The sequence below is a fragment of the Gordonia bronchialis DSM 43247 genome, assembly GCF_000024785.1.
GTDB classification, from domain to species: Bacteria; Actinomycetota; Actinomycetes; order Mycobacteriales; family Mycobacteriaceae; genus Gordonia; species Gordonia bronchialis.
Genome location: NC_013441.1, coordinates 2,951,048 through 2,977,489, shown reverse-complemented (window position 1 = coordinate 2,977,489; position 26,442 = coordinate 2,951,048). Strand labels below are relative to the sequence as shown.

The window sequence follows — 26,442 nt, the reverse complement described above, 5'->3', positions numbered from 1 at the left end:
TCGGGGGTGGGTCAGCGTGGCCGGTCGGGCGGGGGTCAGCGTGGCCGCGCGGACGAGGGTGGGTCACCGCGATGGGGCAGCCGGCATGACCAGTGTCCGGAGCCGATTCAGATCGGCCAGCACCGCGGCGCAATCGGCGTCGAACGCATCGTCGGAAGCGTCACCCTGCCGCACGGTGAACAGCACCTCCGACCCCTCCGGATGCGCGAGCACCCGCACCGGATTGTCGACGACGCTGCCGTCGGGCAGCCTGACCTGATGGTCGAGGACCCCGAACGGGTTGGGCTCGGCAAAGCGCACCGTGACCGCGCCCATCGGCGAGTCGGCGATCAGCTCGTCACCGACGCGGCGTACACCGCTGGCGAGCCCCGCCGCCCAGCGCGGCAGATTGTCGGGGTCGGCGGCGAAGCGATAGACCTCGGTGGCCTCGACGCCGGGGATGACGACCGAGATGTGTCTGCTGATCATGCGCTGTGCCTTTCACGGTCGCGTATCGTTGGCCGCGCCGAGCCTCGCCCAGGGGCATCGGACCCAGGAGGCATCGAACCCAGAGGCCTCGAACCCAGTGGCATCGAACGGAGACGGAGTCGACGTGCCCATTCTCAACAAGGACATGACCCTGTGTATCTCGTTGTCGGGCCGACCGTCGAATATCGGTACCCGATTCCACAACTATCTCTATGACGAACTCGGGCTGAACTGCATCTACAAGGCGTTCGGCACCGACGACATCGAAGGCGCGATTCGTGGCGTTCGGGCGCTCGGTATCCGCGGCACATCGGTGTCGATGCCGTTCAAGGAGGCGGTGATCCCGCTCGTCGACGAACTCGAGGAGTCGGCATCGGCCATCGAGTCGGTCAACACCATCGTCAACGACGACGGCCGGCTGGTCGCCTCGAACACCGACTACGAGGCGGTGGCACAGCTGATCGCCGAGCACTCCCTGGATCCGTCCGTTCCGGTCGTCGTGCGCGGTTCGGGAGGAATGGCCAAAGCGGTGGTCGCGGCGTTCCGCGGGGCGGGTTTCGATACGCTCACCGTGCTCGCCCGCAACCAGGAGGCCGGATCCGAACTGGCTGCGAAGTACGGGTACGAGCACACCGTGGCCGAACCGGCGCCCGCGGACGTCATCCTGGTGAACGTGACCCCCATCGGGATGGCCGGAGCCGACGAGGCGGCGCTGTCGTTCTCGGCGGAGCAGATCGCCGCCGCGCGCGCCGCCTTCGACGTGGTGGCGTTCCCGGCCGAGACCCCTTTCATCATTGCCGCGCGGGGTGCGGGCACACCGGTGATCACCGGCGCCGAGGTGATCGCGTTGCAGGCCGCCCGCCAGTTCGAGCGCTACACCGGCGTCGAGATCACCGCCGACCAGGTGGCGCGTGCGTCTGCGTTCTCCCGCGAGGTCTGACTCGCCAGTCCCATCAGTCGAACAGGCGCCGGAACAGGTTGGTGTCGGCGAGGTCCACGAGTTCGTCGCCGCGGCCCGACATGACGGTGCGCAGCGCGTAGAGGGTGAAGCCCTTGGCCTGAGCGGCGGTGATGGTGGGCGGGATCGACAGTTCCTGCCGGGCGGTCACCACGTCGAGGAGTGCCGGACCGTCATGCGCGAGAATCTCGCCGACCGCCTGCTCGAGCCGATCGGGTTCTTCGACGCGGCGCCCGAGGATGCCGACTGCCTGGGCCAGCGCCGCGAAGTCGGGGTTGATCAGGTCGGTTCCGAAGTTCACGAAGCCGGCCGCCTTCATCTCCACCTCGACGAAGTTGAGCGAGGAGTTGTTGAACACGACGATCTTGACCGGCAGCGCGTTCTGCGTGATGGTGAGCAGTTCGCCGAGCAGCATGGCCAGTCCGCCGTCGCCGGCGAGCGCGATCACCTGGCGACCGGGGAAAGCCGATTGCGCACCCACCGCCTGCGAGACCGCGTTGGCCATCGAGCCGTGTGTGAAAGAGCCGATGAGCCTGCGTGATTCGGTCATCCGCAGATAGCGGGCCGCCCACACGACCGGTGAGCCGACGTCGGGGATGAACACTGCGTCGTCGGTCGCCTTGTCGCTGATGAGCCGGGCCAGATACTGCGGATGGATGGGCGCGCGGTTGCGATCGTTGACGGCCAGGTCATCGAGCCGCGCGCGGGCTTTGGCGTAGTGATCCCGAGACGAGACCAGGTGCGACACATCGCGATTGCGGTCGATCAGCGCCAGTAGCGGTGGGATGGTGTCGCGCACGCTGCCGACCAGCGGGATGTCGACCGGACAGCGCCGGCCGATCTGTTCGCCGCGGATGTCGAGCTGGATGATGGTCGCCTTGGACGGATAGAACTGCTGGTAGGGGAAATCGGTGCCCAACAGGAGCAGGGTGTCGCATTTCTCGATCGCCCGATAGCCCGACGAAAAGCCGAGCAAACCGGTCATCCCCACGTCGTAGGGATTGTCGTATTCGACGAACTCCTTTCCACGTAGGGCATGGACCACCGGGGCCTGCAACGCCTTGGCCAGCTCGACGACCTCGTCATGTGCACCTTCGGTGCCGGCGCCGGCCAGGATCGTCACCTTCTCCGACGCGTTGAGGGTGGCGGCGACCCGTCGGAGTTCGGCATCGGTGGGCCGCACCACCCGGTCGACCGCGCGAATTGGCGCACCGGCGCGTCGCGAGGAGCATTTGGCCAGGAAGGTCTCGCCGGGGATCACCAGAACGGCCACCCCGCGCTCTTCGACGGCGGTGCGCATCGCGACGTCGAGCAGTCGCGGCATCTGTTCGGGTGTGCTGACCATCTCGCAGAACGAACTGCACTCGCGGAACAGCTGTTCGGGATGGGTTTCCTGGAAGTACCCGCTCCCGATCTCCGGGGCGGGGATGTGCGCGGCGATCGCGAGCACCGGGACCCGGCTGCGGTGCGCGTCGAAGAGCCCGTTGATCAGATGCAGATTGCCGGGACCGCAACTTCCCGCACATACCGCCATCTCGCCGGTGAGGGACGCCTCGGCGGTCGCCGCGAAGGCGGCGCCCTCTTCGTGACGGACGTGTTGCCATCGGATGGACCCGTCGACGCGCAGGGCGTCGGTGAAGCCGTTGAGGGAGTCCCCGGGGATGCCGTAGACGCGGGCGACCCCGGCGTCCTTCAGTCGTTCGACGATGATCTCTGCGACGGTGGTGGCCATGCTCGTGTCCTCCAGACGTTGGTGGTGTCGATCTGCTTGCACATCCCCGATCCGACCGGTCCGTCTCCAGCCCGTATTCCATGGTAGGAGCCGGGCGCCCGGGAGTGTGCGACCGTCGAGCGCGTGTCGAACGATCAACGCGGAATCGACGAGGGCCCGACGGTGCGCGCTCCCACAGCGCGCACGCGGCGCTGCAGTTCACGATCGGCCGTCACCACCACGACCTGCCGATCATGTTGTCCGGCAACGACGTCGACGATTGTGTCGTCTCCGGAGCCGGGCGCGGTGACCACCCGCACGTCGGCACTCGACTCGACACCGCGCGCCTGTCCCTCGACCACCAGCACCACGTCGAGCGGTCCGGGTACCCCGGCCAGTCCGGTCACCGTCAGGGGTGCGAGTCGGTCGCGGAGGCGCAGCGCCGCGCCGCGTCGGTCGCGCCACCAGCCGTCGGGCACCGAACCGACGACATTGGCGGCGTCGACCACCAATGTCGTCGGTTGCGGGGTTCGCGAAGTCGCCATCACCCCATCGTGCCCGGTGCGCCTGAGCTCGCACAAGTGCCCCGCCGCGTCGGTCAGGACAGCACCACCCCGTGGCAGAACCGGTTGCGCGGATCGAGCTTCGCCTTCAAGGCGGCGAGCCGGCGCCGGTGATCGTCGCTGAAGGCCGACGCCGAACGGGCCGAACGCTCTTCCATCTCGGTGAAGTTCAGGTAAGCGGCGCCGGTCACGTATGGCTCGAGATCGCGCCGGGCCAGCCGCAGGGCGGATTCGATCGCCAGACCCACATGCGGGTCGGGCACCACGGCACCGAGTTCGACGAGGAACTCCTGGCGGCGGCCTATCGCGCCGCCGCGGTCGCGGCGGGTGTCATCGCCGAGTGACCGGCCGGCCGGCATCGCGGTACGGGCCACTCAGATGTCGGCGGCGTTGACCACCCGGCGGCGCACCGAGAGAAGTTCCACCTCCGGGCGCGCTGCGGCCCAGCGTTCGACGGCGTCGAGAACCTCGACCACGTGGGCCCGATCCGCGGCGACCAGTCCGACGCCGATCATCGTGCGCCGGTGCACCTCGCGATGGCCGACCTCGGCGACCGTGACCTCGAACCGCCGCCGGATCTCGGCGACGATCGGGCGGACCACGGAACGCTTCTGCTTGAGGGAGTGGACGTCTCCGAGCAGATAGTCGAACTCGCCGAAGCCGATCCACATCCGCTCCTGGTCGTCGGACGCCACCGGATCAGTGGTCACCGCCGAGTAACTCGGCGACGTGATCGGGTACGTACTTCGACAACGAACGCGGTGGCCGATGGTAGTTGCCGCTCTCGATCGGATGCTTGGGCAGACTCACCTCCGGTCGGGGTACCTCGTGGTAGTCGATGGTGGACAGCAGATGGGAGATCATGTTGAGGCGCGCATGCTTCTTGACGTCGGATTCGACGACGTACCACGGACTCATCGCGGTGTCGGTGTGCACCATCATCTCGTCCTTGGCCCGCGAGTAGTCCTCCCAGCGGAACACCGACTCCAGGTCCATCGGACTGAGCTTCCACTGCCGCACCGGGTCGGACATCCGCGATCGGAACCGGCGGAGCTGTTCCTCGTCGGACACCGAGAACCAGTACTTACGCAGCAGGATTCCGTCGTCGATCAGCATCTGCTCGAAAATCGGTGTCTGCCGCAGGAACCGGGTGTGTTCCTCCGGGGTGCAGAACCCCATCACCTTCTCCACTCCGGCACGGTTGTACCAGGATCGGTCGAAGAGGACGATCTCACCCGGCGCCGGCAGATGCGCGACGTAGCGCTGGTAATACCATTGTCCGCGTTCACGATCCGTGGGTGCCGGTAGTGCTGCCACGCGAGCGATCCGAGGACTCAGGTACTCGGTGATGCGCTTGATGGTGCCACCCTTGCCGGCAGCGTCGCGGCCCTCGAAGACGACGACCACGCGGGTTCCGGTCTCGCGCACCCATTCCTGCATCTTGACCAGTTCGGTCTGCAGCCGGAACAGCTCGGCCTCGTAGATCTTGTTGGAGATCTTCGGCTGCTTGGACTTGCCCTTCTTCGCCATGCAGGAGAGCTTACGGCCCGCCGCTGTGCGGCGGTGGGATGATCAGCGATCGGACAGGGCGGACACCGCGTCGAGTTCGGCCTGCAACTCGGCCACCGATGCGTCGATCCGCTGCCGCGAGAACTCGTTGATGTCGAGCCCTTCGACGATCTGCCACCGTCCGCCGACGGCCCGCACCGGGAAGGAGCACACCAGACCTTCGGGTACGCCGTAGATCCCCGGCGATGGAAGTGCCGCCGAGGTCCAGTCGTCCGCCGGAGAGCCGAGCACCCAGTCGTGGACATGGTCGATGGCGCCGTTGGCGGCCGACGCCGCCGAGGAGGCCCCGCGGGCCTCGATGATCGCGGTGCCGCGCTTGGCGACGGTCGGGATGAAATCGTTGACCAGCCAGTCGCGGTCCTCGGCGAACTCCGCGCCGGAGCGGTTGCCCACGCGGGCGTGGAAGATGTCGGGGTACTGACTCGCGGAGTGGTTGCCCCACACGGAGATCCGGGTGATCTCGGCGACCGGGGTGCCGGTGTGACGGGCCAGTTGCGCGAGTGCGCGGTTGTGGTCCAGCCGGGTCAGCGCGGTGAATCGTTCGGCGGGTACGTCCGGCGCGTTGGCGGCCGCCACGGCGGCGTTCGTGTTCGCCGGATTACCGACGACGATGACCCGGATATCCTGTGCGGCAACCTCGTTGATGACCGCACCCTGCTTGGCGAAGATGTCGGAGTTGGCTGCGAGAAGATCGGCACGTTCCATGCCCTTGCTGCGTGGCTTCGCGCCGATGAGCAGTCCGTAGTTGGCGCCGTCGAAGGCGCGGTGCGGGTCGTCGGTGATGTCGATGGATGTCAGCAACGGGAACGCGCCGTCCTCGAGTTCCATTGCGGTGCCCTCGGTGGCAGCGATGGTCTGCGGCAGCTCGAGCAGGCGCAGCGCCACCGGCTGGTGGTGGCCGAGCATGGCACCGGCCGCGACGCGGAACAGCGCGGCGTATCCGATGCTCCCGGCCGCTCCGGTGACGGTCACGACGGCGGGGGAGGTACTCATGCGGCTCCTTGGACGAGCAATATCTGATTCGATTTGCCGGTCACGATGAGTGCCTGGCCCACCGAGTACCAGTTGAGTGGTGTCCGGGTCAGATCCTCGAGCCATTGATCGGCGCCGGCGCGGGGGCCGGCGCACGCCATTCGCGTCGACATCAACGGACCCACCCGCATGGTCGACCCGTCGATCGTGACCGGTCCGATGTGCCGGTTGCATCCAGCGGAGAGCGCGATGCGCCCGGCCGACGGGAAGTCGACGACGAGGGGTCCGCCGCCGGGGATCTGTGGTCCGGTGACCGCGGTCGACGAATAGTGCTTGCCCAGCAACGGGTTCGGGGCCGCGCTCGCACTCCCGGGTAGCGTGAGCAGGCTCGCTGCGGTGACCAGCAGACCGATGAATGTCAGTGCCAGTGCGCGGCCGATCCGCGCCCGGATCGGCGAGCGGCCACCCGAGCACATCCCGACACGTAAACTGATGCGTCGGACGTCACCGCCGGAATGGTCATGCGGCGACACCGCAGAGGAATTCGACCCAGAGGAATTCACGCCACCACGGTAGCCGATTCGAGGCGATCGGGTGCCCGACCGGAGGTGACCCATGGTGTCGGTGACGTGTCGCACCGAGTACCTGACCGCCGGGCATCATCGGGCCGCGACCACGGCCTGGGTGGCCATGGTGCTCGGTCTGATCGCGCTGGTGGTCCTCAACATCGCCGGTGTGTCGGGCATGGTCACAGCCGGCGTCGCGGCGGGGCTCGTCGCAGTGTCGTTGGCGTCGGCCGCCGTCGGCCGATTGGGCGAACGCGGCGCCGTTCTGCTGGCCGTCGACTCTGACTCGGTTTATCTGGGCGACGAGGACCGCAACCTCGTGAGCTACCCCCTCGCCACGCTCTCGTCGGTGTCGTTGAGCGGGCCGGCCGACACGACGACCGCGCCGCACGGCGATGTCCGGGACCTACGGGTCCGCGGGCGCAAGTACCTGACTCTCGGCTTCGATCCGGTGCCGCACGCCGGGGCGCAGTCCGGCGACCGGGAGAACTGGAAGATCGCGGTGGTCGACTCGGACCCGGCCGCCGCCGAGGTCATCGACCATCTGCGACGAGCGGCGCCGGAGCGCACCACGCCGAAGACAAAGCCCGCGGCGAAGGCGAAAGCCGCTGCGGCAGAGACGAAGACCGCAGGGACGAAGGCAACTGGGACGATGGCGGCAGCAGCCAAGACGGTCGTCACCGAGGACGGGGACGCCGAGACCCCGGCGCCTCCTGCCGGCCCGCGAATCGCCGACGCCGGCACCGATGACGCGGCGCAGCGGCTGTGGGAGGAGGCCACCCGCCGCCACGACACGATCCTGGGCGAGTACGCCGCCTATGAGCTGGACCCGGCCATGGTGTTGCGCTACCCCGCGATCACCGACGTGACCGTCGAGTCCACCCAGACGTTCCACATGGCGCTCGACGAGGCGATGGCACTGCGCACCGACACCTACCCGGGCACCAGATCGCGAGCCGATGCCTACCAGCAGGCAGTCGCCAGGTTGCGGCGCGCCTGGATCGCCTGCGAAGCACACGGCAAGAAGGTCGGCGTCGGCTATCTCGAACCGGGTGACCAGGACGACCTCGACACTGCGCTCAAGCTCTACCGGCATGCCGCCGGTAGCGTCACCCCGGCCGAGCAGGCGACCTACTTCGGACGGGTTCACGACATCGTCACGTCGATGACCGAGCGCGGCGGACTGCATCCACCCCAAGCGGCTGTCGCGGAACTGAAGGCGGCGACGCGTCGCGCGATCGAGGCGGGCGGTTCCTGATCGCGGGCCAGGTGCCGCCGGACCGGGGACCCGTCGGTCAGAACACTTCGTCGTGCAGAAATGTGGCTCTCCTGACCGATCCGTGGGTCATGACCGGCCGGGGAGGACTGGTCGGTGGCCGCCGAGGTTGAGCATGGCCAAGGCGATGAGAGCCTCGGGAGACCTGAATCCGAAGGCAACGCGGGTGATCAGCCGGATCTTGGTGTTGACCGACTCGATGCGACCGTTGGACAGACCGTGCTCGATCGCTGCGAGGATCGAGGCCTGGTGTTTGACGATGCGACGCTGCAGCTCCACGAAGGCGGGAATCCGGCAGCGCCGCGCCCACCGGATCCAGACCTCGAGCGCCTCCGCGGCCTCGGCGTGGGGCAGCTGGAAGACCAGTCGCAGGCCTTCTTTGAGCAGGTAGGCACGGTGCAGCCGCGGGTCGGTCTTGGCGACCCAGGCCAGCTTGGCCTGCTGCCTGACCGTGAGGTTCTCGGGGTTCTTCCACAGCGCGTAGCGGGCATGCTTCAACGCCTTCGCGTGTCCCGATGCGCGGCCGGCACGGCGCTGGGTGGCCGCTCCGCGGGCCTGGTTCCAGGCAGCTCGGCGGACCTCGTCGAGGGCGTCGGTGGCCCACCGGACGACGTGGAAGGGGTCGGCGCAGCGGACCGCGTGGGGGCAGTGGTCGGCGACCACAGTGCTGATCCAGTCCGCACCGTCGGCGGAGACGTGGGTGATCTGGCTGCACCGCTCCTCACCGAGGGCGTCGAAGAAGCCCTCGAGGGTGGCCTTGTCCCGGCCGGGGGCGGCCCAGACCAGCCGACCGGTGTCGTGGTCGACGACCACGGTCAGGTAGCGGTGGCCGCGCTTGTAGGAGATCTCATCGATCCCGATCCGGCGTAGGTCGGCGAACCGGTCATGCAGCTTCTCGACGTCGGCCCAGACCCGGGTGATGATCGCCCCCACGGTGCGCCAGGCGATCCGCATCAACTCGGTGACCGCGCTCTTGGAGCACTGGGTGGCCAGCCAGGCGACCTGCTCATCGAACCCGGTGGTGTGTCCGGCGCCATGCCGGGCCCAGGGCACCGCGCGGACCGTGGGCCCGTGCTCGCGGCAGTTGACCCGCGGTGCGTCGGCCTCGAGATGGACCTGGATGGTGCCCAGGTCCAGCGCCCGCCACCGACGACGTCCCTCGCCACGGTCGTACCAAGGAGACCGTCGCTGACATCGTCCGCAGCGAGCTCCCGCACGTCGCGTGGGCCGAACGCAGGCCACCAGAGTCTGCTCGTCCTCGTCGAACTCGATGTCCTCCACGACTGTCTTCTCGACCCCCAACAGGGCTCGCCATAAGGTGGCGTTCTGCACGCCGTTCTCCGCTCACTGGTTCCTGGTCCTAGACAGCTCAGAAACCTAGACAGGGAACGGCGTGCTCACGTTTCAGGCGCGCTCAACCACCCACGGATGCGTCAGGAGAGCCAGAAATGTGCCCGTCGTGGAATAGATCCCTTCGGCGGCCTTTACATCGGCGATCGCGATGCTGATCGCCCACTGAGATGCTCGAGCACCCGCGGTGCGGGCGTCCTCCGCGTCGAAAAACGGCGGATCGGACACCTCGATGTCGACTGCGTCCTGGTCGTAGGGCGGAACGTTCCCACGCGAGATCGCCTGTCGTCGCACCGATTCGAAGGTGGCGAGCGAAACCTCAGCAAAGGTGAAGCCGTCGGCCGTGCCCCGTCCGCGATAGTCCGTGAGCTCGGGGAATCTGCCTGGCTGAATCTCGAGGTTTCCGTACCGGCCCGGCATCCGGTACTCGATCCGGACCCCACCGCCGTTGAAGGCACTCCCGACGTAGGGCGTGTTGGGTGCGAAGGAGCGGATCTTGAACTGCGTGAGTACGGGCATGTCGAGGGGCAACCCTTCGCCGACCATCGCGGCTCGCGTGAGGTCGAAGGAACGCGCGAAGTCATTCGGGTCGAAGAATTCGGCCACAGTGCCATCGGGGCGGGCCTGCATGGTGACGCCGCTCGACCCGATCGTGGTGTTGCCGTCGAACGACGCGCTGACCAGGAGGGGAGCACGGCCGTCATCGGAGCCACGGGGACGCTCGATGTTGACGTCCTCGATCTCGCTGTCTCCCCCGAATCGGGTGACCTGTGCGGTCATCGTGTTCACGATCGCGGTGAGGTCGGTGCGAGCCAGATCGGCGGCGGTGAATGTGCTGGCCTTGCGGCGCGAATCGGTGGTGGGCGACGTCCGAGCTGTGTCGATCCAGATGTTGGTCGTTTCGCCGGTGTTCGGGTCGAACACGGTGGCGTAGTCGGAGCCGGCGTTCTCGTCGAGTCGGATGCTGAGGATGTTGTCGGCGCCGACCGGTCCGAATCGATCGGTGATCGTGCTCAACGCGGCGCGCAGCTTGGTGCTGTAGTCGGGGTTCTCGTCGTCGGTGAGATCGAGCGTCTTGCTGATCGACGGCATCGTCACGCCGATGTGCCAGGCCTGGCCGACGCCGAACAGCAGCGCGACGAGCGCGACGACGGTCACGGCCGGATAGATGATCGCCCAGCGTCCGGGGTGGTCGTCGAACTCCGGGACGTCGTCACCGGAGGTGCGGGCGGGCAGCAGGTCGGGCGGCAGCGTCGTGAACGGTTGGGTGGTCAGCGCCTGGACGTGGCCGCGCGACATCGCGGTGATCCAGCGGGCCTCGTACTCGGTGTCGTCGGGCGGGGTGACCGTCGCGGTCACCAGCGTCGGCTGGAGGTCGTCGGTGTCGAGACTGCTCCGCGTCAGCGCCTCGACCCGGATCGGGACGGAAGCGCGGTCGGTGCCCCGGCGGAAGATGTCGAGTTCGGAGATCCGCGAGGGACGTGGACCGATCGCGATGCCGGTGAACACCAGCGGCACACCGAAGAACAGCGCCACCCACCAGGCGTTGAAGGCGCCGAGACCGATCCCGACGGCGATCAGCAGTCCACCGAGGACGGCTCGCAGGATGCGCAGCCGTGTGCGGTTGACAGCGAGCCCATTCATCGAAGCCTCCCTGACGGTGCCGGGGGCGCGGGGTTCGTCGTCGATTCGTCGATCCACGGCCGGACGATGCAGCAGGAATTGTAATGTCGCCGCCGACCGGTGACCAGCGACGTGAGCGCTGACCAGTGACATGTCGCACGGGCGGGCCGCGTACCGTTGACGATGTTCTCATCGCGGCCACGGGTCGCCGATGGGCCGTGATGGCCGACGATTGATCAGGAGAAGTGTTCGGTGGGAAAGCTGACCAACAGCATGTGGCGACTGCTCGGGTCGCAGTCGACACGTAACCAGTCCAAGTCGCTGGGCGTGATCAAGGATGCCGACAAGCACACGGACTGGGCAGCCGACCTCGACGACGAGGACTTCCTGCGCGAGGTCGAGAAGCTCGACATCGCCACCCACGACGGCGATCGTGCGAAGTTCCTGGCGCTGACCAGAGAGGCCGCTGATCGCTCCATCGGTCTGCGTCCCTTCGACGTCCAACTCCAGGGCGCGCTGCGTCTCCTCGAGGGCGACATCATCGAGATGGCCACCGGTGAGGGCAAGACGTTAGCAGGAGCGATCGCCGCGATCGGTTACGTCCTCGACGGGCACCAGGTGCACATCATCTCGGTGAACGACTACCTCGCCGCCCGAGACGCCGACTGGATGAAACCGCTGTTCGAGATGTTCGGGATGACCGTGCACTCCATCTCGGAGAACTCGACCCGCGAGGAACGCAAAGCCGCCTATGCCGGTGACATCACCTACGGGTCGGTGAACGAGATCGGCTTCGACGTGCTGCGTGATCAGCTGGCGCTGCGCGAGGACGATCTCGTCTCGCCGAAGCCCGATGTCGCCATCATCGACGAGGCGGACTCGGTATTGGTCGACGAGGCGCTGGTTCCGTTGGTCCTGGCCGGCTCGACCGAGGCCGACGTACCCGATGAGGCGATCCACGATGTTGTCGGGCGGCTGAAGAACAAGCACTACGAGATCGATTCCGACGGACGCAACGTGACCCTCACCGACGAGGGCGCCGAGTTCGTCGAGGCCGAACTCGGCGGCATCAACCTCTACGACGAGGAACACGTGGGCAGCACTCTCGTCCACGTGAACATCGCCATGCATGCCCATTACCTGCTGGAACGCGATGTGCACTACATCGTCCGTGACGGCGGGGTACACCTGATCAACGCCTCGCGCGGGCGGGTCGCACAGCTGCAGCGCTGGCCCGACGGCGTGCAGGCCGCGGTCGAGATCAAGGAGGGACTGGCTCAGACCGGTGACGGCGAGGTCATCGACACGATCACCGTGCAGGCGTTGATCGGCCGCTACCCCAAGGTGTGCGGCATGACCGGTACCGCGATCGCCGCCGGTGAGCAGTTCCGCCAGTTCTACGAGCTGCGCATCTCGCAGATCCCGCCGAACACCGAGAACATCCGCACCGACCTCCCGGACCGGGTCTATGACACCAAGGCCAACAAGGTCGAGGCCATCGTGGAGTACGTCAAGGAGATCCACGAGACCGGGCAGCCGATCCTCATCGGTACCCACGACGTCGCCGAATCCGAAGAGCTGGCGTACTTCCTGGACAAGGCCGGGGTCACCTCGGTGGTCCTCAACGCGAAGAACGACGCCGAGGAAGCCAAAATAATCGCCGAGGCGGGCACCAAGAACGCGGTGACCGTGTCCACCCAGATGGCCGGCCGTGGCACCGACATCCGGCTCGGCGGTTCACATGACGACGAGGAGGCGCGCGAGGAGATCGTCGAACTCGGCGGCCTGTGCGTGATCGGTACCGGACGTCACGACACCGAACGGCTCGACCTGCAGTTGCGCGGACGCGCCGGCCGACAGGGTGATCCCGGCATGTCCGTGTTCTTCTCCAGCCTCGAGGACCCGGTGGTCACCAAGAACCTCGCGTTCAAGCGTGATCCGGTGTCGCCCAACGACGATGGCTCGATGGGAAGCAAGGGTATCGACCTCATCGAGCAGGCCCAGCGGGTCGCCGAAGGCGTCATGCTCGAATTGCATGCCAACACATGGCGATACAACAAGCTCGTGAATCAGCAGCGGGAAATCGTGGTCGAGCGGCGGATGGCCGTCCTGACCACCGAGACCGCGCTGGAAGAACTCGCGGAGCTCGAGCCGGATCGGTATGCCGAGTTGCTCGGCGAGAAGGCGGACGAAGCGAAGTCCGACGAAGCGAAGGCCGACGACAAAAAAGCCGACGACGAGAAGGCCGACGACGCGACGACCTCCGTCGAGAAGACCGACGACGGCGGCGATGGCGGGGCCGACGACGACGGGGCCGACGAGAAGTCAACCGCCCCTGTCGAACCCGTGGACCGGGAGGTCCTGGTGCAGGCGGCCCGCGAGATCATGCTCTATCACCTCGACCGGGCGTGGGCCGATCACCTTGCCTTTGTCTCCGATGTGCGTGCGAGCATCCATCTCCGGGCCATCGGCAAGGAGAGTCCGCTCGACGAATTCCACCGTCTGATCCTCGCCGAGTTCACCGATCTGCCCGCGCAAGCGGTGACCAGCGCCCGCAAGACCTTCCGCGAAGCGCAGATCACTGCCGACGGCGTCGACCTGGGAACTGCCGATCTGCATCGCTCGACGACGACGTGGACCTACATGGTGCACGACAATCTGTTCGCCTCGGGCGGCGCGAAGACCCTGCAGGGCGTCATCGGAATCTTCCGGTGACCTCGGCGGGGGGCTGACCGGTGCGCGACGCCACGTCACCGGACCGGGACGCGGGGGAGTCGAGCGTTGACGCGCCTGACAGGTACGTCACGGTGCCGAACGCGCTGAGTGTGCTGCGGCTGGTGCTGATCCCGGTGTTCGTGTGGCTGCTGCTGGTGCAGAAGGCCGATGGATGGGCCTTTGCGGTGCTGATGTTCTCGGGCTTCTCCGATTGGGCGGACGGCAAACTCGCCCGGCTGCTCAATCAGTCGTCGCGGATCGGTGCACTGCTCGATCCGGCTGCAGACCGGCTCTACATCGTCATCATCCCGCTCGCTTTCGGTATCCGGGAGTTCTTGCCGTGGTGGCTGATCGCGGTGATCATCGCCCGTGACGTGCTGCTGTTCGCGTCGGCCCCGTTGCTGCGCCGTCGGGGCATCCTGGCCCTACCGGTGCTCTACATCGGCAAGGCCGCGACCTTCGCGCTGATGAGCGCCTTCCCCTGGATCCTTGCCGGACAACTCGATTCGGTGGTGGGCACGATCTGCTATCCGATCGGCTGGGCGTTCATGATCTGGGGTGTCGCGCTGTACCTCTGGTCGTTCGCCTTGTACTGGTATCAGACAGTTCTGGTGCTGCGTCGGATGCCGCCGGTGTCCGCCACGGCACGATCGTCGTACCCGGCGGATGAGCCGCCGGTACGGCGCGACACCGGTTTCACCTCCGACGAAGAAAGGCGCACACCGTGACCGACAGCAACGTGCCAGACGAACTCCGCTACACCGCCGAACACGAATGGGTCCGTCAGGTCGGACCGACCGTGGTCCGGGTCGGCATCACGGATTTCGCCCAGGATGCGCTCGGCGACGTGGTTTTCGTCCAGTTGCCCGAAGAAGGCTCGGCCGTGGAATCGGGTGAATCGTTCGCCGAGGTCGAGTCGACGAAGAGTGTCTCGGACATCTTCGGGCCGCTCGACGGCACCGTGTCCGCGGTGAACGGGGAGCTCGAGGCCGCACCGGATCTGGTCAATTCCGACCCGTACGGGGCCGGCTGGCTGGTGGAGATCGAGATCGCCGACAAGGCGACACTCACCGCCCGGCTCGACGCGATCCTGGATGCGGCGGGATATCGCGCCGTCATCGAGGGATAACCACCGTGGCCGGAGCCGGGGTGAGGATATGATCGTCGGTGCCGGAGTCGACTCGCCTGCCGGTGCGATCGGCATGACCGGTACGGTTACGGCAGGACGATCGCGGGCGGGCACGGACACGCCGGCCGCGATGTGGCACCGACGATCTGGGGTCCCCCGGAACCGAAGGGTGCAGTGAACCGGGCCCCCGCGGCGCAGGCCGGTGATCGGGCGGCACCGATGATGACGAAGGAGAAGCGGTGAGCGATAACGACAAGGACTTCGAGGCGCCGGTGGAGACCACCTCGGTGTTCCGCGAGGAGTTCATCAACGAACTCGATGCGAATGCGCAAACCTCGAGTGAACCCGCCGACACCGGGGTGGAGCGGCTCTCGCCCGGGACGGCGTTACTTGTCGTCAAGCGGGGTCCCAATGCGGGATCGCGGTTCCTGCTGGATCAGCCGACCACGTCTGCGGGTCGGCACCCGGACAGCGACATCTTCCTCGACGACGTGACCGTCAGTCGTCGGCATGCAGAGTTCCGCCTCGGCGACAACGAGTTTCAGGTGGTCGACGTGGGCAGCCTCAACGGCACCTACGTGAACCGGGAGCCGGTGGACACCGCGGCCCTGAGCAACGGCGACGAGGTGCAGATCGGGAAGTTCCGGCTGGTGTTCCTCAGCGGTCCGCGCGACGAAGCAGCTTCCTGAGCGCTGTGACGGCATCCTCGGCTCCGCGCGGCGAGGGATCGATGTCCATCGGCTCGGTCCTGGCGCTGCTGCGCGACGACTTTCCGGACATCACGATCTCGAAGATCAGATTTCTGGAATCGGAGGGATTGATCACACCCGAGCGGGCACCGTCGGGATATCGGCGGTTCAGTGAGGACGACTGTGAACGCCTGCGGTTCGTGCTCACCGCGCAGCGTGATCGCTACCTTCCGCTCAAGGTGATCAAAGAACAACTCGATGCCATCGACTCCGGTGATCGCGGTGCGGCGCCGGGAGCCACCCGGTTGCTGTCCTCGGCGCGGGGGGCGGTGGCCCCGGCCACTGACTTCGGGTCGCGTGGTGGCCGGGTGTCACGGGAATCGTTGATCGAACGCACCGGGGTGGACTCGGCGTTCGTCACCGAGTTGCAGCGCAACGGACTGCTGTCGGCCGGACCCGCCGGCTTCTTCGACGAGGATGCGGTCCGGCTGGTCGAGGCGGCGGCGGCATTGGCCAGCTATGGCCTCGAGACCCGGCACCTGCGGGCCTTCAAGGTCTCCGCCGACCGCGAGGCGGGGCTGGTGGCGCAGATCGCCAGCCCGATCGCGAAGGGCAAGGGGACCGGAGCACGCGACCGTGCGGAGGAACTCGTGCGCGAGATCGCGGCACTGTCGGTGACCCTGCACACGCAGCTGGTCAAGGCGGCGGTGCGCGGCGCGCTCGACTGAACCTCGACGGTCGTCGGGTGAGTTCAAGTCGCCCGCCGCGCATGCGGACAGCGGTGTAGCGTCGAGGAAAACCGAGGCGAGGTGAGACCGCAGCAGGGGGCGGACCAGATCGCAGCGGGACCGGCTTGTCGGGGTGAGACCCAGGGCGACATCGAAGGTGGGTGTGAGATGAGCGAGATGCGAGTGGTGGGAATCCGGGTGGAGCCGCCACAGAGCCAACCTGTGCTGCTGTTGCGTGAGGTGGACGGGCAGCGTTACCTCCCGATCTGGATCGGCCAGAGTGAGGCTGCCTCGATCGCGTTGCGGCAGAAGGGGATCGAGCCTCCCCGCCCGCTGACCCACGATCTCATCGTCAATCTGATCAACGAGTTCGGCCAGACCCTGCTCGAGGTACGCATCGTCGACATGCAGGAGGGCACCTTCTACGCGGAGATGGTCTTCTCCGGAGACCTGCGTGTATCGGCGCGTCCGTCGGATTCCATCGCGGTGGCGATGCGCGCCGAGGTGCCGATCATCGCCGACGAAGAAGTGCTCGCCGAGGCCGGCCTGCTCATCCCGGACGAGGAGTCCGACGAGGAGGCCCCGGCGGCCGGCGACGACGAGGTCGAGAAGTTCAAGGAGTTCCTCGACAACGTGTCGCCGGACGACTTCAAGGCGAGCGGCGGCACCTGAGTCGACGGTGTCCGTGCGGACCGCAGATTGCTGACGCAGAGTGCCGACGGGAGCGGGCCGACCCGAGAGGTCACGGAACGGCCACCGCGGGGTCACCATTCACGCCGATCTCGAGTTGAGGTCGAGTGTTTGGGCGCGTCGCATTGATCGGGTCCCCGGATTGGACATACCGTCGGAGGCAACGTCGCCCGAACCCGACAGGCGATGAGGGAAATCGGCCGCTCGATGCCGCCCCGCGCCGCGTAGAGTGGACGCCGGTGCCGGGCATTATGTGACGGTCCGATCCGAGGCTTGCGAGGGAGTCTGCAGTGGGCGATCAGCCGGTCGACAGCACATCGACGTCACACGGCGAGGGGACGCCGCCGGACGGCGGCGTGACAGGGGCGCGGCCGGCGCAGGGCCCCACGCAGGGCAGCCTCGACGACATCGCGCCCGGCCTGTTCCCCAACGACACCGTCCCCGACGAACTCGTCGGCTATCGCGTGCCCAGTGCCTGCCAGATCGCAGGGATCACCTACCGCCAGCTCGACTACTGGGCCCGCACCTCGCTCGTCGTACCCTCGATCCGAGGTGCGGCGGGTTCGGGTAGTCAGCGGCTGTACTCGTTCAAGGACATCCTTGTCCTCAAGATCGTGAAGCGTCTGCTCGACACCGGGATCTCACTGCAGAACATCCGGGTCGCCGTCGACCACCTGCGGCAGCGTGGGGTGGAGGATCTGGCCCGCATCACGCTGTTCTCCGACGGGACCACCGTCTACGAGTGCACGTCTGCTGAAGAGGTCGTCGACCTGTTGCAGGGCGGGCAGGGCGTGTTCGGCATCGCAGTCAGTGGCGCGATGCGCGAACTCACCGGCACCATTGCCGACTTCCCGGGCGAGCGCGCCGACGGCGCTGTCAGCGAGACGTCCCCCGAGGACGAACTCGCTGCGCGGCGCAAGAACCGGGCGCGGCGCACGGGATAGGGCGCTATCGCGGACGTTGGCGACCTGCTTCTGATACACGACCATGACGCGCTGTCATGGTCGTGGACATCTGCCAGAGGCGTTCGGCCGCATCACTGTTCATTGCATGGGGTGCGACCCCGCCGTCGTCGACGGTGCCGCCCGACGCGGTCACGTTCGCGATGTTGCAGTTCTCGAGGTAGAGGCCGCCACAGCCGTCGAGCAGTGGCGAGGTGGCTGCCCAGAGCGCTGTCGCAGCACCTTGCGCAGGTGACTTGAATCCGGGATCGACAACGCGCCCGGCATCGTCGATCCATCCCTTCTCCACTTGCTCGGCGACGTCGAGGTGGCGCTGCAGACCCGTGAGGATCTTGCCCGGATGCAGGGAGAACGCGCGAACCCCGGATGTCTTGGCAAGCGCATCGAGGTGAAGAGCGAACAGCGCGTTCGCGGTCTTGGACTGTCCGTAGGAGATCCATTTGTCGTATCCGGTGCGCAGATGTGGATCGGACCAACGAATGTCGGATAAGTGGTGGCCGGCTGATGAGTACACCACGACTCGCGCGGTGTGCTCGCCCGCAGCCTCGGCGAGCAGTGGATACAGGTGGTTGACCAGGGCGAAATGCGCGAGGTGGTTGACGGTCAACTGGTGATCCCACCCGGGTCCGACGAGCCGATGCGGGGTGGCCATCACGCCGGCTGCGGTGACCAGGATGTCGAGCCGATTGGTCAGCTGGGCGACGGATTCGGCTGTGCGTTCAACACTGCCGAGGTCCTCGAGGTCTATGCCACCGATCACGGTTGTGCGGGGCACGGCGCCCAACGCGGCCATGGCAACGTCAAGGCGCCGAGCCGGAACGATGACATTGGCTCCAGCGGCGGCAAGACTCATGGTGGTCTGCCGACCGAGTCCGGAGTAGCCGCCTGTGACGAGAGCGGTCCGGCCGTGCAGGTCGACGCCCGACATCACGTCTTCGGAGGTGCTCTCGGCGGTGAATCCGGAGCCCATCGGCCGCTGTGGGATGACTGTCATGACGCCGACGCTAGGAGCTAGAGTTCGCTCTAGGTCAAGTGAGGTGGTCCGATGGGTGATGGTGACGCGCGAAGGTTCGCGATCGGTGAGGTCGCCGACGCAGTCGGGATGAGTGTGCACGCCTTGCGCTTCTACGAGGACGCAGAGCTACTGGTGGCTCCGATCGAGCGAGACTCGGGTGGACGGCGTCGATACCGTGCGGCGGATGCGGAGTGGCTGCGTATCTGCACGCGCCTGCGTGCGTCGGGGATGCCGTTGGCCGAGCTCCAACGGTTCGCCGCCCTCGTCAGAGACGGCCCGGGCAACGAGGCAGAGCGGCTTGCGCTGCTCGATGCCCAACGTGAGCGGGTAGACGAGCAGATTCATGCACTCGAACAGGCTCGCTCGATCATCGCGTGGAAGACCGGTGTCTATCAGCAGCATCTCCGGGACGGCAACGTTTCCGGACTGTGGGATCCCGCGCACGGGGCTCGGACCTGAACACCGCAGGCCCTCTGTCGGCGAGTGATTCCGCGCACGCGCAGCTGGTCGCAGCGTCGGCGCGCATCAACCGCCGGGTAAGCTGAACCCGCGTCGCTACACCTCGGGAGAGCGTCACCGGGCCGCAAGGCCCCGGGTGGCCGCCGAAGGAGCAATACCTCCTCGTCAAACTCTCAGGCACCCAGGACCGTGGTGTTGACGGCGTCTCTGGAAAGTGACGACTTGCGTCGTCCGCCCACGGTGAAAGGTCGTCGTCGGCGCTGCTGCACCGTTGCAGTGGCAGCCCCGATTGCCGAATCTCTCAGGCGTCCGCGATCGGCCTTCGATCGATGACATGACAGAGGGGGAGGGCCAGCTGCCCGTGCGCGATCGATGCGCGACTCGGGTCCTGCGAGAGGTCGGTCCCCGTCAATGAGTGCTTTGCCCGCCGAATCCCCGGAACCCATCCGGTCCGCCGCCTTCGTCGACCGACACATCGGTCCGGATGCCGACGAGACCGGCCGCATGCTCCAGACCATCGGGGTCTCCTCGCTCGATGACCTCGCCCGTGGCGTGGTGCCGGCCGTCATCGTCGATGACACCGAGACCGATGCCCTGGCCGGTCTGCCGGCACCCATGAGTGAGGCGCAGGTGACTGCACGTCTGAGCGAACTTGCCGCCGCGAACACCGTGGCCCGCTCGATGGTCGGACTCGGCTACTACGGCACCCACACCCCGGCCGTGATCCGCCGCAACGTCCTGGAGAACCCTGCCTGGTACACCGCCTACACGCCGTATCAGCCGGAGATCAGTCAGGGTCGGCTCGAGGCCCTGCTCAACTTCCAGACGATGGTCAGCGACCTGACCGCGATGGAGGTTGCGAACGCGTCGATGCTCGACGAGGCGACCGCGGCCGCCGAGGCGATGACGCTGATGCGTCGCGCGGGCAAGTCCAAGTCGAATCGGGTGGTCCTCGACGCGGATCTGTTCCCGCAGACACGGGCCGTCATCGAGACACGTGCCGAACCCCTGGGCATCGAGGTCGTTGTGGCGTCGCTACACCCGGACCTGCCCGGTCAGGGACTGCCCGAGGGCGAGTTCTTCGGTGTGATCCTGCAGGTGCCCGGGGCCTCTGGGCGGATCGTCGACGCCACCCCGATCATCGAAGCGGCGCACGAGCGCGGGGCCCTGACCGCCGTGGGGGCCGACCTGCTGGCGCTGACGCTGATCACACCGCCCGGCGAGCAGGGTGCCGATGTGTGCTTCGGTACGACGCAACGTTTCGGGGTGCCGATGGGCTTCGGCGGACCGCACGCTGGATACCTGTCGGTGCACGCCAAGCACGCACGACAGCTGCCCGGACGGCTGGTGGGGATCTCGAAGGACGCCGACGACAACCTCGCCTACCGGCTCGCGTTGCAAACCCGCGAGCAACACATCCGTCGGGAGAAGGCCACCAGCAACATCTGCACGGCGCAGGTGCTGCTGGCGGTGATCGCCGCGATGTACGCGTCCTACCACGGCGCGGACGAACTTCGCGCCATCGCCCGTCGAACCCATTCGGCGGCAGCTCTTCTCGCCGACAGCCTGGCCGCCGCCGGTTTCGCGGTCGCCCACGCGTCCTTCTTCGACACCATCGAGGTTCGCACGCCGGGCCAGGCACAAGCGGTTGTGGAGCAGGCAAAACTGGAGGGAGTCAACCTGCGGCGGGTCGACGACGACGTGGTCGGCATCGCCTGCGACGAAACCACCACCGACGACGACCTCCGACGTGTGTTGCGCGCATTCAGTGCCGCCGAGGTGAGACCGAGAGGATTCGCCCAGCCGATCGAGACGCGGACCTCGGAGTTCCTCACGCACCCGGCATTCAACAGGTACCGCACTGAAACCGCGATGCTGCGGTACCTGCGGGCGTTGTCCGACAAGGACATCGCGCTCGATCGCAGCATGATCCCCCTCGGGTCCTGCACGATGAAACTGAACGCCGCGACGGAGATGGAGCCCATCACCTGGCCCGGCTTCGCCGGACTCCACCCCTTCGCGCCGGCCGACGACACCGTCGGAATCCGGGAACTCATCAGCACCCTCGAGGACTGGCTGGTCGACGTCACCGGTTACGAGAAGGTGAGTCTGCAGCCCAACGCCGGTTCACAGGGGGAGTACGCCGGGCTGCTCGCCATCCGCAGCTATCACCGCAGTCGCGGCGAGGCCGGACGTGACGTCTGCCTGATCCCGTCGAGTGCCCACGGCACCAATGCGGCTTCGGCGGTGATGGCCGGGATGCGCGTGGTGGTCGTCGGGTGCCGGGAGAACGGCGACGTCGACCTCGCCGACCTGCAGGCGAAGCTGGCCGACAACGCCGATCGGGTCGCGGCGATCATGATCACCTACCCGTCCACGCACGGCGTCTTCGAGCACGACATCCGGGAGATCTGCGCGGCCGTGCACGATGCGGGCGGGCAGGTGTACGTCGACGGCGCCAATCTGAACGCACTGGTCGGGGTCGCCCGGCCGGGGCACTTCGGCGGTGACGTCAGTCATCTGAACCTGCACAAGACGTTCTGCATCCCGCACGGCGGTGGCGGGCCGGGTGTGGGACCGGTCGCGGTGCGCGAGCACCTCGCACCGTTCTTGCCGGGCCATCCGCTCGCTCCCGAACTGTCCGGTGAGATGACGATCGCCGCGGCGCCGTACGGGTCGGCGTCGATTCTGCCGATCACCTACGCCTACATCGCGATGATGGGGGCGGCCGGGCTGCGCCGGGCCACGTTGACGGCCATCGCCGCCGCCAACTACGTCGCCGCGAGGCTCGGCGACCACTACCCGGTGCTCTACACCGGTGAGAACGGTTATGTGGCGCACGAGTGCATCCTCGACCTGCGCGGCCTCACCAAGGCCACCGGCGTCACCGTCGACGACGTGGCAAAGCGGCTCGCCGACTACGGTTTCCACGCACCGACCATGAGCTTCCCGGTACCGGGAACGCTGATGGTGGAGCCGACGGAGAGCGAGAACCTCGACGAGATCGACGCCTTCTGCGATGCCATGGTGGCGATCCGCGCAGAGATCGACAGGGTTGCCGACGGTGTCTGGCCTGCCGACGACAACCCGCTGCGCGGCGCACCGCACACGGCCGAATGCCTTGTCGGAGAATGGGATCGGCCGTACTCGAGAGAAGCTGCCGTCTACCCGCAGGGGCTACCGAGCGCGGGCGGGCGGCCCAAGGTCTGGCCGGCGGTCCGACGCATCGACGGCGCCTTCGGCGACCGCAACCTCGTCTGCAGTTGTCCACCGGTGGAGGCGTTCAGCAGCTGACGTCGCCTGTCCTTGCCGGTGGTTCCCTCTGGAACGCGGCCGACTCGCTACGCTCGCCGGTCGCGGCGCAACCAGCGGGGGAGATGCGGTTCGATCGGCAGGACGGGCCGGGATCAGCAGGATCGGCGTGGGCTCAGCGGTAGACGAGCTTGTTGATCGCGACGATCGCGCCGTTCTCCGGCTTCGGCATCGGGTCCGGGGTACGCGGGAAGGTGACCGATGCGGTGGCGGGCGGCATCGGGGCGTCACCACGGAAGCCGAGTTCGGTCAGCAGGCGGAGCTGGTCGGGCTGAGCGGCGAAGGCGACGAACTCGGCGACGGTGTCGGTCGCGACATCGGACACCCGATCGCCGGCCAGCCGGACCACCGGGTAGTCGGCGATCGGCGTGGGGCCGGTGGGCAGGAGTTCGACGACGCGGGCCGTGGTGTCCTGGCGGGTGATCTGGAACAGCTTCTGCTCGGTGATCGGGACGGAATGGATACTCGTCGACGCAGCGTCGTCGGCACCGTCGGCGATCACCTTCGCGGCACCCGCCGGGGTGCCGTCGGGTGGCTGCGGTGCGCCCTGCAGCAGTGCCTCGACGCTCGACGTGACGCGCTGCGACGACGCGTCCTGGGTCGTCAGGACACCGGTTGTGCGCATCACCTGGGCCGCCACCGCCTGGGCGGCCAGTGCACTCGCATCCGCCTGCTGGCCGGTCGGCATCGCCATCCGCAACGACCCCCAGCCGCTCAGGCCGACATCGGCGAGGCTGGCATCACGGCGCTGCAGGGTGGGCAGCTGCGACCAGTCGAGGTTTCCACCGAGCGTCTGGTTGAACTCGGGGGAGACGGCCAGGACCACCGGTGAGGTCACCAGCGAACGCGGCGAACCCTCCACGGCATCCGGTTTGCGGGTCGCGAGTTCCGCCGCCCACACCGATGACTGCGGGATCCAGGCCGCCGGGTACGTGCCCATCGACGCGTCGTCCCAGGTGCCGGCCAGTGCGTCGGCGGTGATCTTGGCGTCGGCGTCCGGGCGGATGGTGATGCTCACGCAGTGGTCGCGAACCACCGGGGAGGTCTTCGCGAAGTTCTCCGCGATCGCGGTCAACCCGGCGGCGAGATCGGCGTCGGCGCGGATCGTGACGTCCTGGCGGCCCTCGACGCAGGCGGCGGCGTCCTCGTCGGCCTTGCGGTCGATGAGATCGCCGAGGTGCTGCCACGTCACGATGACGGCGCCGACGAGGATGATCGAGAGCATCGCGAAGATCAGGCCTCTGCTGACACCTCGACCCCGGATCCCGCCCCCGCTGCCGGTACTCCGATGATGCGCCAAGGTGGATGCCCTCCGTGCGTGCGTGCTGCCAGGGTCTGACGATACCGCCCCGGCGCCCGACCGCGGGGTAAGGCGGTCGGGCGCCGGGGCGTCACGGGACCGGTGCGCTGCGCTACCGGAGGCTGATCAGGCCGATGCGGCGGCCTTCACCTCGCGGCGACGGCGATGCAGAATCGGCTCGGTGTAGCCGCTGGGCTGCTTGGCTCCCTCGAGGATCAGCTCCTTGGCGGCCTGGAAGGCGATGCTGGCATCGAAGTCGGGGGCCATCGGCCGGTAGGCCGGGTCGCCCTCGTTCTGGCGGTCGACCACCGGCGCCATCCGCTCGAGCGCGGCGACCACGTCGTCGGCGCTGACGATGTCGTGGTGAATCCAGTTCGCCAGCAATTGGCTGGAGATGCGCAGCGTGGCGCGGTCCTCCATCAGCGCGACGTCATGGATGTCGGGAACCTTGGAGCAGCCGACACCCTGGTCGACCCACCGCACCACGTAGCCGAGGATCGACTGGCAGTTGTTGTCGAGTTCTTCCTTCTTCTCCTCGTCGCTCCAATCGGTGCGTGGTGCTAGGGGGATGGTCAGGATGTCGTCGACCGAGGCCGGATCACGTTTGGCGATCTCGTCCTGCCGTTCGAAGACGTCGACGAGGTGGTAGTGCATGGCGTGCAGGGTCGCACCGGTCGGTGACGGCACCCAGGCGGTGGTCGCGCCGGCCTTGGGCTGGGCGATCTTCTGTTCCACCATGTCGGCCATCAGGTCGGTCATCGCCCACATGCCCTTACCGATCTGCGCCTTGTGCTGCAGTCCGGCCGCCAGACCGGTGTCGACGTTGAAGTCCTCGTAGGCCTGGATCCACTTCTGCTTCTTCATCTCGCCCTTGCGGATCATCGCGCCGGCCTCCATCGAGGTGTGGATCTCGTCGCCGGTGCGGTCCAGGAAGCCGGTGTTGATGAACACCACGCGGTCCTGTGCGGCCTTGATGCAGGCCTTGAGGTTCACCGTGGTGCGGCGCTCCTCGTCCATGATGCCGACCTTGAGGGTGTTCTCCGGCAGGCCGAGCACCTTCTCCACCCGACCGAAGAGGTCGACGGTGAAGGCAACCTCGTCGGGGCCGTGCATCTTGGGCTTGACGATGTAGATCGAGCCGGTACGCGAATTCTGCACGCCGGCATCGGTGGTGAGGCCGTGCATGCCGATCAGCGAGGTGAACAGCGCATCCAGGATGCCCTCGGGCACCTCGTTGCCGTCGGCGTCGAGGATCGCGTCGTTGGTCATCAGGTGACCGACGTTGCGCACGAACAGCAACGACCGGCCGTGTAGATCGAAGCCGGTGCCGTCGGGTGCGGTGTACTCGCGGTTGCCGTTGAGCACGCGCGTGAAGGTCTTGCCGCCCTTGGTGACCTCCTCGGACAGGTCGCCCTTGTTGAGGCCCAGCCAGTTGCGGTAGCCGAGCACCTTGTCGTCGGCGTCGACCGCGGCGACCGAGTCCTCGAAGTCCATGATCGTGGTGATCGCCGACTCCATGACGACATCCTTGATGCCGGCTGGGTCGGTCTGCCCGATCGGCGACGACGGGTCGATCTCGATGTCGAGATAGAGGCCGTTGTGGCGCAACAGGATCGACGACGGAGAGTCCGGCTCACCGCGGTAACCGGCGAAGGCGGACGGATCGGCAAGCGTAGAGGTGGTGCCATCGTCCAGGGTGACCTGCAGGGCGCCGTCGACGACGGCCAGCTTGGTCACATCGGTGTAGCTGCACTGCTCGAGCGGCACGGCCTTGTCCAGGAAGTCCTTGGCGTAGGCGATCACCTTGTCGCCGCGCACCTTGTTGTACGAGCTGCCCTTCTCGGCGCCGTCGGTCTCCGGGATCACGTCGGTGCCGTACAGCGCGTCGTAGAGCGAACCCCAGCGGGCGTTGGAGGCGTTGAGTGCGAAACGCGCATTGAGGATCGGCACCACCAGCTGCGGTCCCGCGGTCTCGCTGATCTCGCGATCCACGTTGTCGGTGCCGATCTGGAAGTCGGCGGGCACGTCGACGAGGTAGCCGATCTCGGTCAGGAACGCCTTGTAGGCGTCGAAGTCGAGCTCGCCCCTGTGGTCCCGGTGCCACTGGTCGATCTTGGCCTGCAGATCGTCACGAACGGCCAGCAGGTCCCGGTTGCGGGGCGCGAGGTCGGCGATCACGGCGGCCGCACCCGACCAGAACGCGTCCTTGTCGACCCCGGTCCCCGGCAGAGCCTCGTTGTTGATGAAGTCGTAGAGGACGGAAGAGACCTGCAAACCGTCGACAGTGATCCGGTCGGACATGTCAGCCTTTCTAGCGTCGGACGTATTCGATCGTGTTCATGCTACTCGCCGGTAACGGGCGCCTTCACCTGGCTTACCGGATAGGT

The 26,442-nt window shown here is 67.1% G+C and carries 24 protein-coding genes and 1 riboswitch; of the genes, 11 read left to right on the top strand and 13 right to left on the bottom strand.

Annotation, left to right across the window (positions count from 1 at the left end; genetic code table 11):
• Positions 1–63 precede the first annotated feature (63 nt).
• Complete coding sequence (locus tag GBRO_RS13840) at positions 64–468, bottom strand: SRPBCC family protein (protein WP_012834528.1); 405 nt, start codon at positions 466–468, stop codon at positions 64–66.
• 124 nt (positions 469–592) lie between these two features.
• Between GBRO_RS13840 and GBRO_RS13835 the strand changes: the two genes are divergently transcribed.
• Positions 593–1,408, top strand: coding sequence for a shikimate 5-dehydrogenase (locus GBRO_RS13835; protein ID WP_012834527.1), 816 nt, complete (start codon positions 593–595; stop codon positions 1,406–1,408).
• A gap of 13 nt (positions 1,409–1,421) precedes the next feature.
• Here the strand turns inward: GBRO_RS13835 and poxB are convergent, their stop codons facing one another.
• The 7 genes from poxB to GBRO_RS13800 all read right to left on the bottom strand — a co-directional run bounded on the left by poxB (position 1,422) and on the right by GBRO_RS13800 (position 6,717).
• Positions 1,422–3,158 (bottom strand): ubiquinone-dependent pyruvate dehydrogenase, encoded by a 1,737-nt coding sequence (poxB, locus tag GBRO_RS13830; RefSeq protein WP_012834526.1) that lies wholly within the window; start codon positions 3,156–3,158, stop codon positions 1,422–1,424.
• A 134-nt stretch (positions 3,159–3,292) separates the two neighbouring features.
• Positions 3,293–3,682 carry a PIN domain-containing protein gene (locus tag GBRO_RS13825; protein WP_012834525.1) on the bottom strand — a complete coding sequence of 130 codons (390 nt, stop codon included), beginning with the start codon at positions 3,680–3,682 and terminating at the stop codon, positions 3,293–3,295.
• 53 nt (positions 3,683–3,735) lie between these two features.
• A complete protein-coding gene (locus GBRO_RS13820; RefSeq protein ID WP_227892897.1) occupies positions 3,736–4,074 on the bottom strand; it encodes a BBE domain-containing protein in 339 nt (112 codons plus the stop codon).
• A complete protein-coding gene (locus GBRO_RS13815; RefSeq protein WP_012834524.1) occupies positions 4,075–4,371 on the bottom strand; it encodes a DUF503 domain-containing protein in 297 nt (98 codons plus the stop codon).
• 28 nt (positions 4,372–4,399) lie between these two features.
• Positions 4,400–5,230, bottom strand: a complete 831-nt coding sequence (ppk2, locus tag GBRO_RS13810; protein ID WP_012834523.1) for a polyphosphate kinase 2 — start codon at positions 5,228–5,230, stop codon at positions 4,400–4,402.
• A 42-nt stretch (positions 5,231–5,272) separates the two neighbouring features.
• Positions 5,273–6,262, bottom strand: coding sequence for a malate dehydrogenase (locus GBRO_RS13805; RefSeq protein ID WP_012834522.1), 990 nt, complete (start codon positions 6,260–6,262; stop codon positions 5,273–5,275).
• Positions 6,259–6,717, bottom strand: a complete 459-nt coding sequence (locus GBRO_RS13800) for an META domain-containing protein (protein WP_012834521.1) — start codon at positions 6,715–6,717, stop codon at positions 6,259–6,261. Before GBRO_RS13800 ends, GBRO_RS13805 begins: the two co-directional genes overlap by 4 nt.
• 139 nt (positions 6,718–6,856) lie before the next feature.
• On the opposite strand from GBRO_RS13800, the gene GBRO_RS13795 reads away from it, so the two are divergent.
• Positions 6,857–8,065, top strand: coding sequence for a hypothetical protein (locus GBRO_RS13795; protein WP_012834520.1), 1,209 nt, complete (start codon positions 6,857–6,859; stop codon positions 8,063–8,065).
• Positions 8,066–8,152: 87 nt separating this feature from the next.
• Here the strand turns inward: GBRO_RS13795 and GBRO_RS13790 are convergent, their stop codons facing one another.
• Together GBRO_RS13790 and GBRO_RS13785 are read right to left on the bottom strand one after the other, a co-directional pair.
• Positions 8,153–9,415 (bottom strand): ISL3 family transposase, encoded by a 1,263-nt coding sequence (locus tag GBRO_RS13790; protein ID WP_012832474.1) that lies wholly within the window; start codon positions 9,413–9,415, stop codon positions 8,153–8,155.
• Positions 9,416–9,487: 72 nt separating this feature from the next.
• Complete coding sequence (locus tag GBRO_RS13785; RefSeq protein ID WP_012834519.1) at positions 9,488–11,077, bottom strand: YgaP family membrane protein; 1,590 nt, start codon at positions 11,075–11,077, stop codon at positions 9,488–9,490.
• Positions 11,078–11,308: 231 nt separating this feature from the next.
• On the opposite strand from GBRO_RS13785, the gene secA2 reads away from it, so the two are divergent.
• The 7 genes from secA2 (at position 11,309) to GBRO_RS13750 (ending at position 17,951) form a co-directional block, all read left to right on the top strand.
• Positions 11,309–13,771 carry an accessory Sec system translocase SecA2 gene (secA2, locus tag GBRO_RS13780; protein WP_012834518.1) on the top strand — a complete coding sequence of 821 codons (2,463 nt, stop codon included), beginning with the start codon at positions 11,309–11,311 and terminating at the stop codon, positions 13,769–13,771.
• 20 nt (positions 13,772–13,791) lie between these two features.
• Positions 13,792–14,499: a CDP-alcohol phosphatidyltransferase family protein gene (locus GBRO_RS13775; RefSeq protein ID WP_052298276.1), complete on the top strand. Its 708-nt coding sequence runs from the start codon at positions 13,792–13,794 to the stop codon at positions 14,497–14,499.
• Positions 14,496–14,900 carry a glycine cleavage system protein GcvH gene (gene gcvH / locus GBRO_RS13770; RefSeq protein WP_012834516.1) on the top strand — a complete coding sequence of 135 codons (405 nt, stop codon included), beginning with the start codon at positions 14,496–14,498 and terminating at the stop codon, positions 14,898–14,900. The genes GBRO_RS13775 and gcvH overlap by 4 nt, the downstream gene beginning before the upstream one ends.
• Positions 14,901–15,139: 239 nt before the next feature.
• A complete protein-coding gene (gene garA / locus GBRO_RS13765; RefSeq protein WP_012834515.1) occupies positions 15,140–15,589 on the top strand; it encodes a glycogen accumulation regulator GarA in 450 nt (149 codons plus the stop codon).
• Between the two features lie 41 nt (positions 15,590–15,630).
• The gene (gene ftsR, locus GBRO_RS13760) at positions 15,631–16,317 is read left to right on the top strand and encodes a transcriptional regulator FtsR (protein ID WP_041920525.1); all 687 of its coding nucleotides are present in this window, start codon (positions 15,631–15,633) and stop codon (positions 16,315–16,317) included.
• Positions 16,318–16,485: 168 nt separating this feature from the next.
• Positions 16,486–16,989: a bifunctional nuclease family protein gene (locus GBRO_RS13755; RefSeq protein ID WP_012834513.1), complete on the top strand. Its 504-nt coding sequence runs from the start codon at positions 16,486–16,488 to the stop codon at positions 16,987–16,989.
• 308 nt (positions 16,990–17,297) lie between these two features.
• Entirely contained in the window at positions 17,298–17,951 is a 654-nt protein-coding gene (locus tag GBRO_RS13750; RefSeq protein WP_012834512.1) for a MerR family transcriptional regulator, read from the top strand.
• A 4-nt stretch (positions 17,952–17,955) separates the two neighbouring features.
• Here the strand turns inward: GBRO_RS13750 and GBRO_RS13745 are convergent, their stop codons facing one another.
• Complete coding sequence (locus tag GBRO_RS13745; protein WP_012834511.1) at positions 17,956–18,963, bottom strand: SDR family NAD(P)-dependent oxidoreductase; 1,008 nt, start codon at positions 18,961–18,963, stop codon at positions 17,956–17,958.
• Positions 18,964–19,014: 51 nt separating this feature from the next.
• Between GBRO_RS13745 and GBRO_RS13740 the strand changes: the two genes are divergently transcribed.
• Both GBRO_RS13740 and gcvP read left to right on the top strand, forming a co-directional pair.
• Positions 19,015–19,443, top strand: coding sequence for a MerR family transcriptional regulator (locus GBRO_RS13740; RefSeq protein ID WP_012834510.1), 429 nt, complete (start codon positions 19,015–19,017; stop codon positions 19,441–19,443).
• A 94-nt stretch (positions 19,444–19,537) separates the two neighbouring features.
• Positions 19,538–19,643, top strand: a riboswitch (glycine riboswitch).
• A 211-nt stretch (positions 19,644–19,854) separates the two neighbouring features.
• Complete coding sequence (gene gcvP / locus GBRO_RS13735; protein ID WP_012834509.1) at positions 19,855–22,737, top strand: aminomethyl-transferring glycine dehydrogenase; 2,883 nt, start codon at positions 19,855–19,857, stop codon at positions 22,735–22,737.
• 133 nt (positions 22,738–22,870) lie between these two features.
• On the opposite strand, the gene GBRO_RS13730 is transcribed toward gcvP, so the two are convergent.
• Together GBRO_RS13730 and GBRO_RS13725 are read right to left on the bottom strand one after the other, a co-directional pair.
• A complete protein-coding gene (locus GBRO_RS13730; protein ID WP_012834508.1) occupies positions 22,871–24,055 on the bottom strand; it encodes a hypothetical protein in 1,185 nt (394 codons plus the stop codon).
• A 126-nt stretch (positions 24,056–24,181) separates the two neighbouring features.
• Positions 24,182–26,356: a malate synthase G gene (locus tag GBRO_RS13725; protein WP_012834507.1), complete on the bottom strand. Its 2,175-nt coding sequence runs from the start codon at positions 26,354–26,356 to the stop codon at positions 24,182–24,184.
• Between the last annotated feature and the right edge of the window lie 86 nt (positions 26,357–26,442).

Bases quoted from the DNA above. Each gene is read 5' to 3' on its own strand.
- ppk2 (WP_012834523.1), bottom strand. From the start codon at position 5,230: ATGGCGAAGAAGGGCAAGTCCAAGCAGCCGAAGATCTCCAACAAGATC.
- GBRO_RS13725 (WP_012834507.1), bottom strand. From the start codon at position 26,356: ATGTCCGACCGGATCACTGTCGACGGTTTGCAGGTCTCTTCCGTCCTC.
- GBRO_RS13745 (WP_012834511.1), bottom strand. From the start codon at position 18,963: ATGACAGTCATCCCACAGCGGCCGATGGGCTCCGGATTCACCGCCGAG.
- GBRO_RS13800 (WP_012834521.1), bottom strand. From the start codon at position 6,717: ATGTGCTCGGGTGGCCGCTCGCCGATCCGGGCGCGGATCGGCCGCGCA.
- GBRO_RS13785 (WP_012834519.1), bottom strand. From the start codon at position 11,077: ATGAATGGGCTCGCTGTCAACCGCACACGGCTGCGCATCCTGCGAGCC.
- GBRO_RS13755 (WP_012834513.1), top strand. From the start codon at position 16,486: ATGAGCGAGATGCGAGTGGTGGGAATCCGGGTGGAGCCGCCACAGAGC.
- GBRO_RS13740 (WP_012834510.1), top strand. From the start codon at position 19,015: ATGGGTGATGGTGACGCGCGAAGGTTCGCGATCGGTGAGGTCGCCGAC.
- gcvP (WP_012834509.1), top strand. From the start codon at position 19,855: ATGAGTGCTTTGCCCGCCGAATCCCCGGAACCCATCCGGTCCGCCGCC.
- GBRO_RS13840 (WP_012834528.1), bottom strand. From the start codon at position 468: ATGATCAGCAGACACATCTCGGTCGTCATCCCCGGCGTCGAGGCCACC.
- poxB (WP_012834526.1), bottom strand. From the start codon at position 3,158: ATGGCCACCACCGTCGCAGAGATCATCGTCGAACGACTGAAGGACGCC.
- GBRO_RS13825 (WP_012834525.1), bottom strand. From the start codon at position 3,682: ATGGCGACTTCGCGAACCCCGCAACCGACGACATTGGTGGTCGACGCC.
- ftsR (WP_041920525.1), top strand. From the start codon at position 15,631: ATGTCCATCGGCTCGGTCCTGGCGCTGCTGCGCGACGACTTTCCGGAC.
- GBRO_RS13805 (WP_012834522.1), bottom strand. From the start codon at position 6,262: ATGAGTACCTCCCCCGCCGTCGTGACCGTCACCGGAGCGGCCGGGAGC.
- GBRO_RS13795 (WP_012834520.1), top strand. From the start codon at position 6,857: ATGGTGTCGGTGACGTGTCGCACCGAGTACCTGACCGCCGGGCATCAT.
- GBRO_RS13815 (WP_012834524.1), bottom strand. From the start codon at position 4,371: ATGTGGATCGGCTTCGGCGAGTTCGACTATCTGCTCGGAGACGTCCAC.